Origin of the sequence: Rhodococcus cercidiphylli (assembly GCF_033042225.1) — a bacterium.
GTDB lineage: Bacteria > Actinomycetota > Actinomycetes > Mycobacteriales > Mycobacteriaceae > Rhodococcoides.
This window is the reverse complement of sequence record NZ_JAWLKE010000013.1, coordinates 69,216-82,997: the sequence shown is the minus strand read 5'-3', so window position 1 is coordinate 82,997 and position 13,782 is coordinate 69,216. Positions and strand designations below refer to the sequence as shown.

Below are 13,782 nucleotides of genomic sequence, written 5' to 3'. Positions count from 1 at the left end.
ACATCCTCGCACTCGGTAGCCCGGTCACCCCGCTGACGTTAGCCTGAGAAACAGGCCTACACAGGGTCGACAACGAAAGGATTCGGTTCGATGCCAACTCGCACCTCACGCACAGCTTGGAACGGAACGCTGGAACAGGGTTCCGGTCAGGTGGAGCTGTCCAGTTCCGGCGCAGCGACTTTCGATGTGTCGTTTCCCAAGCGCGCCGCCGAGAACGCAGACGGCACCACCAGTCCCGAGGAACTGATCGCCGCGGCTCATTCGAGCTGCTACGCGATGCAGTTGTCGGCGTTGATCGCGGAGGCGGGCGGCACCCCGCAGAGCCTCGAGGTCACCGCCGATGTCTCGCTGGGGCCCGACGAGCCGGGTTTCAAGCTGACCGGCATCAAGCTGACCGTGCGGGGCGAGGTCGAGGGTCTCGACGCCGACGGCTTCGCCAAAGCGGCTCAGGCGGCAAAAGAAACTTGTCCTGTCAGCAAGGCTCTCACCGGCGTGGACATCACACTGGACGCGGCTCTCGAGGGCTGAACGGACAAACCGCCCGAAGTGAGACTGGCGAACAATCGTCAGGTTTGAAATAGTTCGTTTCTCGACCCATCTGCAGGGTGGATCAGCAACGAATCGTGATCAAACGTCGGGTTCGATCGGCTGATGCGTACGTTCGGGGTATGCACCGACCGGCCTAGGAAGGATCAGCCCCACCATGTTGTGGACGCGCTTCCTGGGCCTCGGTGCACTCGCCGTGGCGGCGTACGCAATTGCCCCTTCGGGAATACCCCAGAGTGCGTTGTACGCAATCGTGCTCCTGGCCACAGTCGCTGCGTTCGTGTACCGCTACCGTCGGGAACCCGGTCCGGACAAGCGGACCTGGAAGTACATGGCCGTCGGTGTCGGCTCCTGGGGCATCGGCGACGCGTTGGTGTCGATGGCGCAGGTCGGCGGCGGCCGAGTATCGACGTTCTCCTCGTCCGACGTCTTCTACCTGATCGGCTATCTGGTGATCGCCATCGGCTTCGCCCGAGCCGCCGACGAGAACGGGCTCGTGTTCGGGATCGAGGAGCTCCTCGAATGTCTGGTGGTTGCAGTCGGCTTCGGCCTCGCCACCTGGGTCTTCGTCATCTCCGACGGTTCGTCGTGGTCGTTTTCGTCGGCGCTGGAACTGTGGCCGGCCACGATCTACCTCACCGTCGACGCATTTCTGCTGACGCTCGTCGGCAGTCTGTACCTGCTGACCCGGGCGACCACGGTGCCGTTCCTGGCAGCCACGGCGGGAGTGGTGTTGCTCGTGGCTGCCGATTTCGCGTCCTATGCGGCGGTCGGCAGCCACGAGCTCTACCGTTCGACTCTCCTGAACACGCTGTGGCTGGCGGCCTACGTGTGTTTCGGGGTGATCGCCCTGCACATTCCGGAAAGAACGGTCTCGCGTGTGGACCGGTCCAGCCCGTTCAGATTCGGGCGCGTGAGATTTCTCGGACTCAGTGTCGCGGTCGCCGTGACGCCCTTCGTGATGGCTGTTCAGTTGGCCCGTGGGATACCCGTCGATCAGTGGGGTTGGGTGATCGTGGCCTCGTCGGCCTTGGTCATCGCCCTCGTCGGGTGCCGCATGGCGTGCTTCCTGACCACGCTGCGCCTGCAGGCCGCAGTGCTCGAGGACGTGGCTCGCACGGACGCGGTCACCGGACTGGCCAGTCGACGGCTGCTCCGAGAGCGGTTGGACACGATGCTCGCCACGCGTGGTGAGTCGGACGTCTTCACGCTCGTGGTGGACATCGATCGCTTCGCCCAGATCAACGAGACCTTCGGGTACAGCGTGGGAGACAGTGTGCTGCGCGAGATCGGTCACCGTCTGGTCGCATCGGTGCGATCCGATGACCTGGTGGGTCGGCTCGGTGGGGATCAGTTCGTCGTCGCCATGCGTCGGCGTCCCGCCCAGATCGACGTGTCGGATACCGCTGAGCGGCTCCAATTCGCAGTCAGCAGAACGATGTTCGTGCACGACATCAACGTTGCACTCGACGCGGTCGTCGGAATCGCGTCGACCGAGGAGCCGGACGTCAGTCGAAGCGGCATCGAGAATCCGGAGGCCAATCCGGTCGACGGTGAGGCGATGCTTCAGCGCGCCCACGTGGCGTTGACGGCCGCGAAGGCCGGCCACACTCGAGTCGGCCGCTACGAACCCGACATGGATCGCGACCGCCACGATCAGATGCGGTTGCTGGGTGAACTCGACACAGCCATTCGTGACCACCAGCTTCGAGTGTTCTTTCAGCCGTGCCTGGATCTGGAATCCGGCAGCGTGGACCGCGTCGAGGCGTTGCTGCGGTGGCAGCACCCGCGTGAGGGCCTGATCGGACCCTCGATGTTTCTGCCCGACGCCGAGCGCACCGGCATGTTGCCCGCCATCACCGCGCTCGTGCTGGACGAGGCCTTGGCACAGTGCAGCGAATTGCGTCGACGCGGTGTCGATCTGTCTGTGTCGGTGAATCTTTCGGTGAGAAACCTACTCGACGAGACACTCACCGAGCAGGTCGCAGCGGCGCTGGCGAAATACGCGGTTCCCGCTCATGCCTTGGAATTCGAGGTCACCGAGACGACTGCGATGACCGATCCGGTGCGTTCGGTGAATGCGCTGACGTCTCTGCGTGGCCTCGGCGTCACCATCGCGATCGACGACTACGGCACTGGCTACAGCTCGCTGGCCTATCTGCAGAGTCTGCCGGTGCAGACTCTCAAGATCGACCGCTCGTTCGTGTCGAAGATGAACACCGACGACACCGACGCGTCGATCGTGCGCTCGACCATCGACCTGGCTCGAAGCCTCGGGGTACGGGTCATGGCAGAGGGGGTCGAGGACGCGGGCACGCTGGATGCGCTTCGCGAACTCGGCTGCGACGGTGCCCAGGGCTACTTCCTGGGAAGACCGATGCCCGCTGAATTCCTGGCCGATGCCGTGAAAAAACTGGATTCGGAGATGCCGACGAAACTCGAGTGGAAGCTCGCGCGCCAACACATCTGAGCGGCGTCACGAAGAAGCAGGCACGTCCAATACGACCTCGAATTCGAGCAGCGACGCTCCGGACGACACCGGCTTCGGGGAACGGGCACCGGCATGAGCCTCCCGCGACGGTCCTGCCGACCACGCCTGGAACGACTCCTCGTTCTCCCACTGGGTGACGACGAAGTAGCGCGTTTCGCCCTTGACTGGCCGCAGCAGTTGGAACCCGAGGAAGCCGGGGGAGCCGTCGACCGACCCGGCGCGCGCGGCGAAGCGCTTCTCTAGTTCGGGGCCTGCGCCCTCGGGTACGTCGATCGCATTGATCTTCACAATGGCCATGCTCGCGAGATTACTCCGCCGTTATGCTCGGCGGTGATGCTCTACGACGAGGGTGGATCCGGCCGTTCGATTCTGCTGCTGCACGGGCTGATGGGCAGTGCTGCCACCTGGCGTAGGCAGGTTCCGTGGCTTCGAGAATTCGGGCACGTGCACACCTACGACGCACCGGGGCATCGTCGCCCTCCGCCGCCGGAGCCCACCACCGAGTACTTCGTGGCCGACCTGCTCGAGCATCTCGACCGGCTGGGTCCCAGCGTGCTGATCGGTCATTCGATGGGCGCACTGCACGGGTGGTGTGCGGCCGCGCAGCGACCCGACCTCGTAACTGGGCTCGTGGTCGAGGACATCGCCCCGGACTTTCGGGGCCGCACCGCAGGCGACTGGGCCGCCATGATGCGGGCCTGGCCCCAGCCCTTTCCCGACGCCGACGCAGTACTCGCATTCTTCGGAGATGTTGCGGGACAATATTTTCTGGACTCTTTCGTTCGCAGCGAAGACGGCTGGCGATTGCACGGCGAGGTGGACTTCTTCGAGGCGATCTCGCAGGAATGGGGGACGCGGCACTTCTGGGGCGAGTGGGAGGCCGTCGCCGCTCCGGTGTTGCTGATCGAAGGTGAGCACACCATCACCCCGGCCGGCCAGATGCAGCAGATGCACTCGGACAAGCCCGAATCGACTCACATTCGGATCGAGAAGGCGGGCCATCTGATTCACGACGAGGCTCCCGAGCGGTATCGCACGGCGGTCGAGGAGTTCCTGCGCGCACTAAGATGATCCGAATGCCGCTCGCGAAGCTCAACGGAATCGACCTCAACTACGACGTCACCGGCGACGGCCCGCTCGTGGTGTTGGTGATGGGCACCGGTAGCCCAGGACGAGTCTGGCGAACCCATCAGGTCCCGGTCCTGGTGAAGCAGGGGTACCGGGTCGTCACGTTCGACAATCGCGGTATCGCACCGTCTTCCGAGTGTGCGAGCGGGATGACACTCGACGACCTGGTCGCCGACACCGCTGCCCTCGTCGAGCACCTCGGTGGCGGCGCAGCACGCGTCGTCGGCACCTCCATGGGTGCCCGCGTTACCCAGGAATTGGCCTTGGCCAGGCCGGATCTGGTGTCGCATGCAGTGATGATGGCCACGTTCGGCAGGACCACCACCTTTCGTGCGCAGATGTCGAAGGGCGAGAAGGACCTTCACGACGCCGGGGTCGAACTACCCGCGTCGTACCGGGCTGCGATGACTGCAATGCAGAACTTCTCGCCCAAGACGCTGGCCGACGACAGCGCGATCGGTGACTGGCTGGCGATCCTCGAATACTCGGGCGGCAAGAAGACGGCGGGCATGCGAGCGCAGATCGGACTCGAAATGCGAGCGGGGACAGACCGATTGGCTGCATACCGGGCAATCAGGGCGAAATCTCTGGTGATCGGATTCGCCGACGACCGCATGATCCCCGTGCAGCAGTGCCGCGACGTCGCCGACGCTATACCTGGTGCTCGATACGTCGAAATCGCCGATACCGGTCATTTCGGCTACCTCGAACGCCCCGACGCAGTCAACGCGACTCTCGTCGAATTTCTCGCTCAGTAGCGAACTTTCGATGACGGTGTGCGGAGGAAGACCACAGAGCACACCGCAGTCAGCGCCATCGCCGCTGCCATTGCCGAGTAGGCGAATCGAAAGTCCGTGAGCCCGGCGACGATGGTGAGCAGTGCCAACCCCATCGCGCCACCGAACTGCTTGGACGTGTTCATCAATCCCGACGCGGCCCCGGCGTCGGAGTTCGTCACCCCGCTGGTCACCGCCGTGGCCAGCGGGGTGTTGAGCAGACCGCCGCCGAGTCCGATCAGAAGCGCAGGTAGCCCTACTGCCGCGAAGTAGCCCTGCGAGTTCGAGGCCGCAGCGAGGCCGAGCAGGCCGGCGGCGGCCAGGGTCGCGCCGGCAGCGGCAACCAGGTGCGAGGGGCATCTGCGCATCAGACGCGGAGTGACGCCGATGCCGACCACCACGAGAGCGGTGGTCAGCGGCAAGAACCCCACCGCCGCCCGCAATGGGGAGAGCTGCAGGCGTTGTTGCATCTGATAAGTCAGGTACAACCAGATCGGTATCTGGAACACCGCACCGGTGAGCAGTGTCAGCAGATTTCCCGCGACCACGGTGCGATCGGCGAACAGCCGCAACGGGATCAGTGGTGCTGCCGATCGACGCAGTCGGAGTACGAATCCGATCGATCCGGCCACGGCGAGAACGGCCGTCGACAGGGACAACGCTTGCGAGTCGCCGGCTCCGAGTCGGGTGACCGCCACGGTGGACGCGCCGAGGGCCAATGCTCCGAAGGCCGCACCGATGATGTCGAGCCCGGGCCGATGCGCCTCGGTGCCCACTCGCCGAACGTCGAGGGTATCGACGAGCCGATATCAGCAGGACGATGCCGATGGGCAGGTTGATCAGCAGCACCGATCGCCACGAAACGTATTCGGTCAGCGCACCGCCCACGATGTTGCCGATTCCGCCGCCGGCAACGCTCACTGCCGTCCACACCGCGACTGCACGTGTGCGCAAGGGTCCCTCGGCGTAGGTGACGGTCAGCAGAGTGAACGTCGCGGGTGAGACGACCGCTGCCGCCAGGCCTTGGACGACACGTGCGGCCACCAGCACCCATCCGGTCGGGGCCAGTCCGCCGACCACGCTGGCGGCGACGAACAGGGAAACGCCGAAGAGGAAAACTCCGCGGATGCCCCGGGTGTCGGCTGCGCGGGCTCCGGCGAGCAGTGCCGCCGCGAACGCGACGGTGTAGCCGCTGGCGACCCACTGCACGTCTCGATCGTCGATGTTCAGTGCTCGGGCGATCTGGGGCAGAACGATGTTGACGACCGAGGAGTCGAGCACCACCAGCAACTGGGCCAGGCACGCAACGGTCAGAACGCCCCACGAACGCTCCCGCGTCATGCTCGACCCCCTCGGTTGGTACAGGTGTATAACAGTCGCTTGATACAGTTGTATCAAACAGTGGGAAGTGGGCGGAAGATGGCCGGCGAAGATCGACGAGAGCAGATTCTGGCGGCCGCAGAGCGGGTCGCGACCGTCGATGGGCTGGAGGCGCTGACGATGCGGAGCGCCGCCGCGGCAGCCGGGGTGTCGCTGCGTCTGGTTCAGTACTACTTCCACTCCAAGGCAGGGCTGCTCGACGCTGTTCTGACGCGCTTCTCCGAGCGCGGCTATGCGGACTCTCGATCCCGGATCGATGCGATCGCCGACACTTCGGCAGCTCGACGCCTGCGGATGTTCGCCCGTTCGGTGTTGCCGACAGACGACGAGGGCCGGCGCTTCCATCGGCTGGGAGTGTCGTTCGCATCCCTGGCGATACGGGAACCTGACCTGGCTCAGGCCGCGTATCGCGCCAATCTTGCTGTGTTGGAATCGGTTCTGGCCGGCATGATCGGCGACGCCGCAGCGGAGAGCGGCTCGGATCGGATCGACGCCGTCGCGGAGGCTCGACTGCTCATGTCCGCGTTGCACGGTTTGGCAACGATGACGATGGTCGGGCAGATCGACGAGATCGAGGCGGCCGATCTGGTCGACCGATTGCTGCTCGGCAGAACGTGGTTCGACGCAGCCGTCGTAAGTCAGCCGTCCGAACCCTCACCTGCGAGGGCGAACAATCCCGACTCCGTTTGTTCGATCAAGCCGTCGGTCAGCAGTGAATCGAGAGCTCGGTCGCGTTGAGTCGGGTCGGTGGGCCAGACGATGTCGAGTTGTGCCCGCTCGACGGGGCCGGTGCTCTCGCGTAGTACCGACATTAGCTTGCCTCGAACCTGACGATCCGTGCCTGCGAACTTCTGGACCTTCTTGGCCGGGCCGGTGTGCGCGGGCCTGCCGGCCTCGATCCAGGCGCACTCGGGGAGCGGGCACAGCAGGCATGCCGGATTCTTGGCCGTGCAGATCAGCGCGCCCAGTTCCATCAACGCCGCCGAGTAGCGCGCGGCCCGCGGGACGTTCTCCGGGAGCAGCTGTTCGACGTCGGCGAGATCCCTTGTCGTGGAGGGATTTCCAGGCTCGGCGTTGCCGTGCAACGCACGCGCGACGACGCGTCGAACATTGGTGTCGACCACCGGAACTCGCTGGCCGTAGGCGAAAGTCGCCACCGCGCGCGCGGTGTAGGCCCCGATGCCCGGCAGGCCCAACAGTGTTTCGACGTCTCCGGGCACCTCGTCGTCATACTCCTCGGCGAGCACACGGGAGCACTCGTGCAACCGCAGTGCTCGACGCGGATAGCCCAACTTGCCCCACGCGCGGAGCACCTCGGCCTGCGAGGACGCGGCCATCGCAGACGGCACCGGCCAACGCTGCACCCACTGCTCCCAGATGGGCGCGACCCGCACCACCGGCGTCTGCTGCAGCATGATCTCGCTCATCAGGATCTGCCATGCGCTGACACCGGGTCGTCGCCACGGCAGATCGCGTCCGTCGGTGTCGAACCACCCGAGCAGAGCGTCGGCATCGATCGGCAACTGGTCGCCCTTCTCGTCGTGTCTGTGATCGGTCCCAACAGTAGTCAACCCGACTCGCCGGTAACTCGATCCACGTGCACAATGAGACTCATGCCTGCTTCGAATCCGATCGCTGCCTGGAAGTCCCTCAAGGAAGGCAACCAACGGTTTGTCTCCGGAGAGGTCCTGCACCCGTCGCAGGGCATCGAGGATCGTGCCCGCCTCGAGAGTGCTCAGCACCCCAGTGCCATCCTCTTCGGCTGCGCCGACTCGCGTGTTGCTGCCGAGATCATCTTCGACCAGGGCCTCGGTGACATGTTCGTCGTGCGCACCGCCGGTCACGTGGTGGACTCCGCGGTGCTCGGCTCCATCGAGTACGGCGTTGCTGTGCTGAACGCGCCGCTGATCGTGGTGCTCGGCCACGATCACTGCGGTGCAGTCAAGGCGACCGTCGACGCCCTCGAGAGTGGTGACGTGCCCGGTGGCTACATCCGCGACGTCGTCGAACGCGTCACCCCGTCGGTGCTCTCGGCCCGCCGCGACGGCTACCAGGCCGTCGACGAGTTCGAGGCACGCCACGTCGAGGAGACCGGCAATCTGCTGATGCAGCGCTCGCGGATCGTCGCCGAGAAGGTCGAAGCCGGGGAACTCGCGATCGTCGGCCTCACCTACCAGCTGTCGAAGGGGCATGCGCAGTTGCGTGAGGTCATCGGCGACATCGGCGAAATGCCCGCCTGAACCGACTCGAACCCCAACCTCGGTGAGGTCGCCCACGCGACACGCCGCGTGGGCTCAGGGATAGCGTGGCTCCGGCCGCATACGGTTGATTCGTGTTGGAACCGACCGGGCCTTTGCCTCCCGAAATCTACTGGCGACGCCGCGCTCTCGCCATCGGTGCGGCCGTTGTCGTCCTTGGACTGATCGTGTGGTTCATCGCCTCGCTCAGTGGCGGTTCCGACGACACCGAGGCTGCTCCCGCGGGCGTCGTTGCGGCTCCGGCAACGACTTCGGCCCTGCCGTCACCCAGCTCGTCTGCCGCCGACGCCGATTCCGGCATTTCGGGCGGCTCCGGCGACGGTGCGGGCGGATCCGGCGGCTCCGGTGGCTCCGGTGGGGCGACCGACTCCGCTGCCGGTGGCGGCGCGGCTGCAACCACCAGCGGCGCTCCGGCCCCGGTGATCTCCAACCAGTGCCCGGATCAATCGCTCGCAATCAAGGTGACGCCGGAGAAGGCCACGTACCGTCTGGGTGAAGAGCCCGTGTTCACCGTGGTCATCACCAACATCGGCTCCACCGAATGCCAGCGTGACGTCGGTGCCGGGTTGCAGCAGGCGCTCGTCTACACCCTCGACAATCAGCGCATCTGGTCCAACGTCGATTGCTTCCCCAACGCCGCCTCGGATCTGCGTACCTTCAAGCCCGGCGAGCAGGCGGGCTTCACCGTCAAGTGGTCCGGCACCAACTCGGTACCCGGCTGCGGCGAAGAGCGCATTCCCGTCGGCGTCGGTGCTTACCAGGCGATCGCCCAGCTCGGCGAGCTCAAGAGCGTGCCGGAGCCCTTCAACATCACCGGCTGAGTACGGTCGAATCTCATGACCACCTCGACCGCACTCGCCCGCTCCGCCTACAAGACATTCGAGCCCTTCCACGTCACCGCGTACTTCAACCCTGAACTGGGTGCGGCATACGAGGACACCGGCCTCGACGGTCATGCCTGGTACGTCGGGGCTCGAGCTGCCCCGATGGGTCCGTGTGCGCCGAGTGTCGTCGCAGCGGCGTTCTACAATTTCAACCCGGTGCTCATCGAACGCGCCTGGCCTGCCGCTGTTGCCGTCGGTTTGGACTCGGTGTCGAATCGCCGGTGGACACTGCTCGATTCCGTCCTCGGCACCGCGCTGGGTTCACTCGCCGCCGACCCCGGCCTGGCCACGCTCGCAGATCGTCTCCGCGTCATCGGCGACGCAGCCTCGTTCGCCGGTCGGCCACTCGCCGCAGCGTGGCATTCGGCCGAGCACCCCGACGTCCCGCATCTCGCGCTCTGGCACTCGATCACCGTCCTACGCGAGTGGCGCGGCGACGGTCACCTCGCCGCCTTGATCGACGCAGAACTCGACCCGACGGAAGCCGCCGTCTTCCACGAGGCCGACCGCGCGACCCCGCAGCCCGGCCGTCGAGCACTCGGCAAGCGCATCACGCAGCTGACCCGGCAGTGGTCCGAAAGCGAATGGGGCTCTGCTGCAGAACGACTCGCCACTCGCGGATTGCTCACCACCTCGGCGGACGGCGAGACGTTGACCGAGGACGGACTCGCTCTCGATCGGCACATCGAGGATCGGACCGACGTCATGGCGTCGGCAGTATGGCGAGACGTCGAGGACGCCGATCAGTTGATCACCAGCGCACGACCGTACGTGAAGGCCGTGATCGACGCAGGCTTCCTCCCCGGAACGAAGAAGGCGTCCTAGTCGTACGGTCCCGAGATCGATGCCTCGGCCAGTCTGGACAGGCCTTCGCGGATGTGACGAGCCCAGAGTCCACCGATACCGTCGACGGACTGCAGGTCGGCTGCGGTGGCCGCGAGCAACCCCTGCAGGGTGCCGAACGCGCCGACCAGCCGGTGAATCTGGCTGAACTGCAACCGCGGAACTCGGGTGAGCACCCGGTACCCGCGGGGACTCATCGGGGTGTCGAGGGCCTCTATGGTCGCGGGATATCCGAAAGCGCGGGCCAGCGTCGTCAGATCCAGCAGATCGACGTCGGTCAGCTTGTCCAGTGCGGCGAGCGCCTTCTCCACTCCGGTGGTGCTCGACGGTTCGTTGCCGGCCAGGTAGTCACGCACGATCAGTTGGCGATCGACGTCGTTGTCGCCCAACAACTCTTCGAGCTGAAGGGCGAGCTGGCGGCCGTCCGTGCCGAGTTCGAGGACGTTCTGCTCGATCTCCACCGACACTCGCCGCACCATCTCGAGACGCTGCGCGACGGTCAGGGCGTCGCGCAGTGTCACGAAGTCCTCGATCTCCACCACCGAGAGTTGACGGGTGTTGTCGTCGAGCCGGGCCTTGTAGCGTTCGAGAGTCGCGACGGCCTGATTGGCGCGCGAGAGGATGGTGGCCGAGCCTTCCACGACGTGCCTGATGCCACCGATGTAGACGCTGACGATGCTCATCGACTGGCTCACCGAGACGACGGGATAGCCGGTCTGCATGGCGGTTCGCTCGGCGGCGCGGTGCCGGGTACCGGATTCGACGGTGGGAATCTTGTGGTCGGGGACCAGCTGGACGTTGGATCGGACGATGCGCTTGCCGTCGGTCGAAAGCACCACTGCACCATCCATTTTCGACAATTCGCGCAGTCGGGTTGGGGCGAACTCGACATCGAGCTCGAACCCGCCGTCGCAGATCGCCTCGACCTCGTCGTCGTAGCCGAGGACGATCAACCCGCCGGTGCGGCCGCGCAGAATTCGCTCGAGACCGTCGCGCAGTGCGGTTCCCGGTGCGAGCCGGGCGATGGTCTCGCGCAACGCTGGGGACGGCGTGGTGCCCTCCATCGGCCAACCCCCTCGTGTCTTGGCAGCGGCTACGGCTCGGGCTGCGGATTTCTGTGCGTGCGAACAAAGAGTACTGCGCTGCCACGTGCAGGCAGGCAGACAAAGGATACTGCGCTGCTACACGCGGGCGGTCGGACGAAGAATACCGCCCGGTGTCATACGGGCCGCATACGCGTGTAGGTCAACGCCTCGCCGACGTTGGTGACGGTCTTGACCTTGATGCCGTCGGGTATGGGACCGGCGTCCTCGGGGACGATGGCGTAGTTGAACCCCAATCGGGCGGCCTCGGCGAGACGGCGACCCAGCCCGGCGACGCGGCGCACCTCTCCGGCCAGGCCGACCTCGCCCAGAATCACCATGCCCGCGGGAAGTGGTTGATCGCGAACCGCCGAGGCCACCGCCGCGGCGAGCGCGAGATCGGCGGACGGTTCGCTGGTGCGCATCCCGCCAACCGTCGCCGCGTAGACCTCCGCCTTGGACACCTTGACGCCGCATCGACGTTCCAACACGGCCAGGATCATCGCCACGCGGGCGTGATCGAGCCCGCTCACCGCGCGCCGGGGCGACGGCATCGTGGTGTCGACGATCAGCGCTTGCAGCTCGGCCAACAGCGGCCGTTTGCCGTCCATCGTGACGGTGACGGCAGTGCCGGGCACGGCGTCGTTCCGATGATGCAGGAACAACCCGGACGGATCGCTGATGCCGACGATGCCGGTCTCGCGGAGCTCGAAGCAACCCACCTCGTCGGAGGCTCCGAACCGGTTCTTGACGCCCCGAATCATCCGCAGGGTGGAGTGCTTGTCGCCCTCGAAGTTGAGCACCACGTCGACGAGATGCTCGAGAGATCGCGGACCGGCCACCGCGCCTTCCTTGGTGACGTGCCCGACGAGCAGTACCGCGACGCCGGTGGTCTTGGCCAGCGTGGTCAACGCGCTGGTGATGGCGCGAACCTGGGTGACGCCGCCGATGACGCCGTCGACGTCCGCGGCGAGCATCGTCTGAACCGAATCGACGATCAGCAGGCTGGGCTTGACCTGCTCCACGTGGCCGAAGACGGTGGCGAGATCGGATTCGGCGGCGAGGAAGACGCGTTCGTGTACCGCGCCGGTGCGATCGGCACGCAACCGCACCTGCCCCGCCGACTCCTCGCCCGTGACGTAGAGCGCGCGTCGATCCGGTGCCGAGCGGGCCCATCGGTGCACCACCTCGAGCAGCAGCGTCGATTTGCCGACTCCGGGTTCGCCGGCAAGGAGGACGACCGAACCGGGAACGAGCCCGCCCCCGAGCACGCGATCGAACTCGTCGATCCCGGTGGTGTTGGCCTGCGAGGTGGCACTGCTGATGGTCGTCAGAGCAGCAGCGGGCGTGCTGGGAATCATGGCTCCGCCGCCCGAGCGAAGGGATGATGCGCCTGCCCGCGTCGCGAGCGGAGCCGCAGTGGCCTGGACCTCTTCCATCGAGCCCCAGTCACCGCATTCGGGACAGCGACCGACCCACTTCGAGACCGAGTGACGGCACGCAGAGCAGCGGTAGCTCGACTTCAGTTTGACCACGTCGGCAGCCTAACGATCGGCACCGACAGGGTTGGAGCGGCGGCTATTCGCCTTCGCTGTGCTCGGTGACCGCGGACGGGTCGCGCTCGAGCTCGATACCGGCATCGACCGGAACGTTGACGACGACCTCGCCCGCGTTCGCGAACTCGAACGTGACCGGCAGCGTCAGGCCCGGTCGAACGTTCTCGGAGATGTCGGCCATCTCGACCTTGATCAGCTGGATCGGCAGCAGTGGATCGTCGAGCTGAACGTCGGCGGGTGAACCTGCGCCGAGCGCGGTCTGCGGAGCGATCTCGTTGCTGCCCGCTTCCGCCTCGTCGACGATGGTGACCTGTGCCTCGGGGGAGGAGATGCCGGTCAGCTCGTCGGCCACACTCGTGTTGGCGTTGATGGCCGTGAAGCCGAGCTCGACGGTGCCGCCGGGCTCGATGCTGTACTCCTCGGAGGTGGGGTACACCACGTGCACGTTGCGGAGCTGGATGTCTCCGACGTCGGCGGAGTTACCGTTGACCGCGGCGACCTGAGTGGCCGTCTGGGAGATCTGACCTGCGCCGCACGCGGTGAGGGCGAGCGCGCCACCGGCGAGAAGAGCGAGGGCGGCGGCCGTCCTGCGATGGCGGCCAAGCGGTGTCGCAGCGTCGATTGCAGTCACTTCGGTCGTCCTCCATGTGGTGCCGGGCCGGCTCGGTCCTTCTCGTCCACTAGGCAGAGTAGTAGTTCTGGTCCACCGGCCGCTCGTGGGGTCTGCCGACGGCCCGATGACGCCAGGTGAGGGTGCCTGTCGGGAATGGAGACAGTGGAACGAACCGACCGAAAATGTGGCGTCGGATACACGTCGAATCCTCTGTGTCAACCCCTG

General features: G+C 65.8%; 14 protein-coding genes and 1 pseudogene. 8 read left to right on the top strand and 7 right to left on the bottom strand.

Features of this window, described 5'->3' with window-relative positions:
• Window positions 1–90 precede the first annotated feature (90 nt).
• Window positions 91–528 (top strand): OsmC family protein, encoded by a 438-nt coding sequence (locus tag R3P95_RS25000; protein WP_068053702.1) that lies wholly within the window; start codon window positions 91–93, stop codon window positions 526–528.
• Window positions 529–703: 175 nt separating this feature from the next.
• Complete coding sequence (locus R3P95_RS24995; RefSeq protein WP_317549814.1) at window positions 704–3,016, top strand: putative bifunctional diguanylate cyclase/phosphodiesterase; 2,313 nt, start codon at window positions 704–706, stop codon at window positions 3,014–3,016.
• 6 nt (window positions 3,017–3,022) lie between these two features.
• On the opposite strand, the gene R3P95_RS24990 is transcribed toward R3P95_RS24995, so the two are convergent.
• A complete protein-coding gene (locus tag R3P95_RS24990; RefSeq protein ID WP_317549813.1) occupies window positions 3,023–3,334 on the bottom strand; it encodes an antibiotic biosynthesis monooxygenase family protein in 312 nt (103 codons plus the stop codon).
• 36 nt (window positions 3,335–3,370) lie between these two features.
• On the opposite strand from R3P95_RS24990, the gene R3P95_RS24985 reads away from it, so the two are divergent.
• Both R3P95_RS24985 and R3P95_RS24980 read left to right on the top strand, forming a co-directional pair.
• Window positions 3,371–4,108, top strand: a complete 738-nt coding sequence (locus R3P95_RS24985; RefSeq protein ID WP_317549812.1) for an alpha/beta fold hydrolase — start codon at window positions 3,371–3,373, stop codon at window positions 4,106–4,108.
• Window positions 4,109–4,113: 5 nt separating this feature from the next.
• Window positions 4,114–4,923, top strand: coding sequence for an alpha/beta fold hydrolase (locus tag R3P95_RS24980; RefSeq protein ID WP_317549811.1), 810 nt, complete (start codon window positions 4,114–4,116; stop codon window positions 4,921–4,923).
• On the opposite strand, the gene R3P95_RS24975 is transcribed toward R3P95_RS24980, so the two are convergent.
• Together R3P95_RS24975 and R3P95_RS24970 are read right to left on the bottom strand one after the other, a co-directional pair.
• Window positions 4,917–5,717: an MFS transporter gene (locus tag R3P95_RS24975; RefSeq protein WP_317549810.1), complete on the bottom strand. Its 801-nt coding sequence runs from the start codon at window positions 5,715–5,717 to the stop codon at window positions 4,917–4,919. The genes R3P95_RS24980 and R3P95_RS24975 overlap by 7 nt on opposite strands.
• Window positions 5,718–5,808: 91 nt before the next feature.
• Window positions 5,809–6,282, bottom strand: a pseudogene (locus R3P95_RS24970) (MFS transporter); the annotation flags it as partial.
• Window positions 6,283–6,360: 78 nt separating this feature from the next.
• Here R3P95_RS24970 and R3P95_RS24965 point away from each other — a divergent pair.
• The gene (locus tag R3P95_RS24965) at window positions 6,361–7,059 is read left to right on the top strand and encodes a TetR/AcrR family transcriptional regulator (RefSeq protein WP_317549809.1); all 699 of its coding nucleotides are present in this window, start codon (window positions 6,361–6,363) and stop codon (window positions 7,057–7,059) included.
• Here R3P95_RS24965 and R3P95_RS24960 read toward each other — a convergent pair.
• Complete coding sequence (locus R3P95_RS24960) at window positions 6,960–7,844, bottom strand: A/G-specific adenine glycosylase (RefSeq protein WP_317549833.1); 885 nt, start codon at window positions 7,842–7,844, stop codon at window positions 6,960–6,962. The genes R3P95_RS24965 and R3P95_RS24960 overlap by 100 nt on opposite strands.
• 90 nt (window positions 7,845–7,934) lie before the next feature.
• On the opposite strand from R3P95_RS24960, the gene R3P95_RS24955 reads away from it, so the two are divergent.
• The 3 genes from R3P95_RS24955 to R3P95_RS24945 all read left to right on the top strand — a co-directional run bounded on the left by R3P95_RS24955 (window position 7,935) and on the right by R3P95_RS24945 (window position 10,288).
• Window positions 7,935–8,561 (top strand): carbonic anhydrase, encoded by a 627-nt coding sequence (locus R3P95_RS24955; RefSeq protein WP_068053727.1) that lies wholly within the window; start codon window positions 7,935–7,937, stop codon window positions 8,559–8,561.
• A 92-nt stretch (window positions 8,562–8,653) separates the two neighbouring features.
• Entirely contained in the window at window positions 8,654–9,400 is a 747-nt protein-coding gene (locus tag R3P95_RS24950; RefSeq protein WP_317549808.1) for a hypothetical protein, read from the top strand.
• A gap of 15 nt (window positions 9,401–9,415) precedes the next feature.
• Window positions 9,416–10,288, top strand: coding sequence for an SCO6745 family protein (locus tag R3P95_RS24945; protein ID WP_317549807.1), 873 nt, complete (start codon window positions 9,416–9,418; stop codon window positions 10,286–10,288).
• Here R3P95_RS24945 and disA read toward each other — a convergent pair.
• The 3 genes from disA to R3P95_RS24930 all read right to left on the bottom strand — a co-directional run bounded on the left by disA (window position 10,285) and on the right by R3P95_RS24930 (window position 13,575).
• Window positions 10,285–11,370 carry a DNA integrity scanning diadenylate cyclase DisA gene (gene disA, locus R3P95_RS24940; protein ID WP_068053740.1) on the bottom strand — a complete coding sequence of 362 codons (1,086 nt, stop codon included), beginning with the start codon at window positions 11,368–11,370 and terminating at the stop codon, window positions 10,285–10,287. The genes R3P95_RS24945 and disA overlap by 4 nt on opposite strands.
• A gap of 155 nt (window positions 11,371–11,525) precedes the next feature.
• Window positions 11,526–12,923: a DNA repair protein RadA gene (gene radA, locus R3P95_RS24935; RefSeq protein ID WP_068053746.1), complete on the bottom strand. Its 1,398-nt coding sequence runs from the start codon at window positions 12,921–12,923 to the stop codon at window positions 11,526–11,528.
• Between the two features lie 43 nt (window positions 12,924–12,966).
• Window positions 12,967–13,575, bottom strand: a complete 609-nt coding sequence (locus tag R3P95_RS24930) for a copper chaperone PCu(A)C (RefSeq protein ID WP_068053749.1) — start codon at window positions 13,573–13,575, stop codon at window positions 12,967–12,969.
• Between the last annotated feature and the right edge of the window lie 207 nt (window positions 13,576–13,782).

What these genes read in the sequence shown, in the direction of transcription:
- R3P95_RS25000 (WP_068053702.1), top strand. Translation starts at nt 91, where the DNA reads ATGCCAACTCGCACCTCACGCACAGCTTGGAACGGAACGCTGGAACAG.
- R3P95_RS24995 (WP_317549814.1), top strand. Translation starts at nt 704, where the DNA reads ATGTTGTGGACGCGCTTCCTGGGCCTCGGTGCACTCGCCGTGGCGGCG.
- R3P95_RS24990 (WP_317549813.1), bottom strand. Translation starts at nt 3,334, where the DNA reads ATGGCCATTGTGAAGATCAATGCGATCGACGTACCCGAGGGCGCAGGC.
- R3P95_RS24985 (WP_317549812.1), top strand. Translation starts at nt 3,371, where the DNA reads ATGCTCTACGACGAGGGTGGATCCGGCCGTTCGATTCTGCTGCTGCAC.
- R3P95_RS24980 (WP_317549811.1), top strand. Translation starts at nt 4,114, where the DNA reads ATGCCGCTCGCGAAGCTCAACGGAATCGACCTCAACTACGACGTCACC.
- R3P95_RS24965 (WP_317549809.1), top strand. Translation starts at nt 6,361, where the DNA reads ATGGCCGGCGAAGATCGACGAGAGCAGATTCTGGCGGCCGCAGAGCGG.
- R3P95_RS24955 (WP_068053727.1), top strand. Translation starts at nt 7,935, where the DNA reads ATGCCTGCTTCGAATCCGATCGCTGCCTGGAAGTCCCTCAAGGAAGGC.
- R3P95_RS24945 (WP_317549807.1), top strand. Translation starts at nt 9,416, where the DNA reads ATGACCACCTCGACCGCACTCGCCCGCTCCGCCTACAAGACATTCGAG.
- disA (WP_068053740.1), bottom strand. Translation starts at nt 11,370, where the DNA reads ATGGAGGGCACCACGCCGTCCCCAGCGTTGCGCGAGACCATCGCCCGG.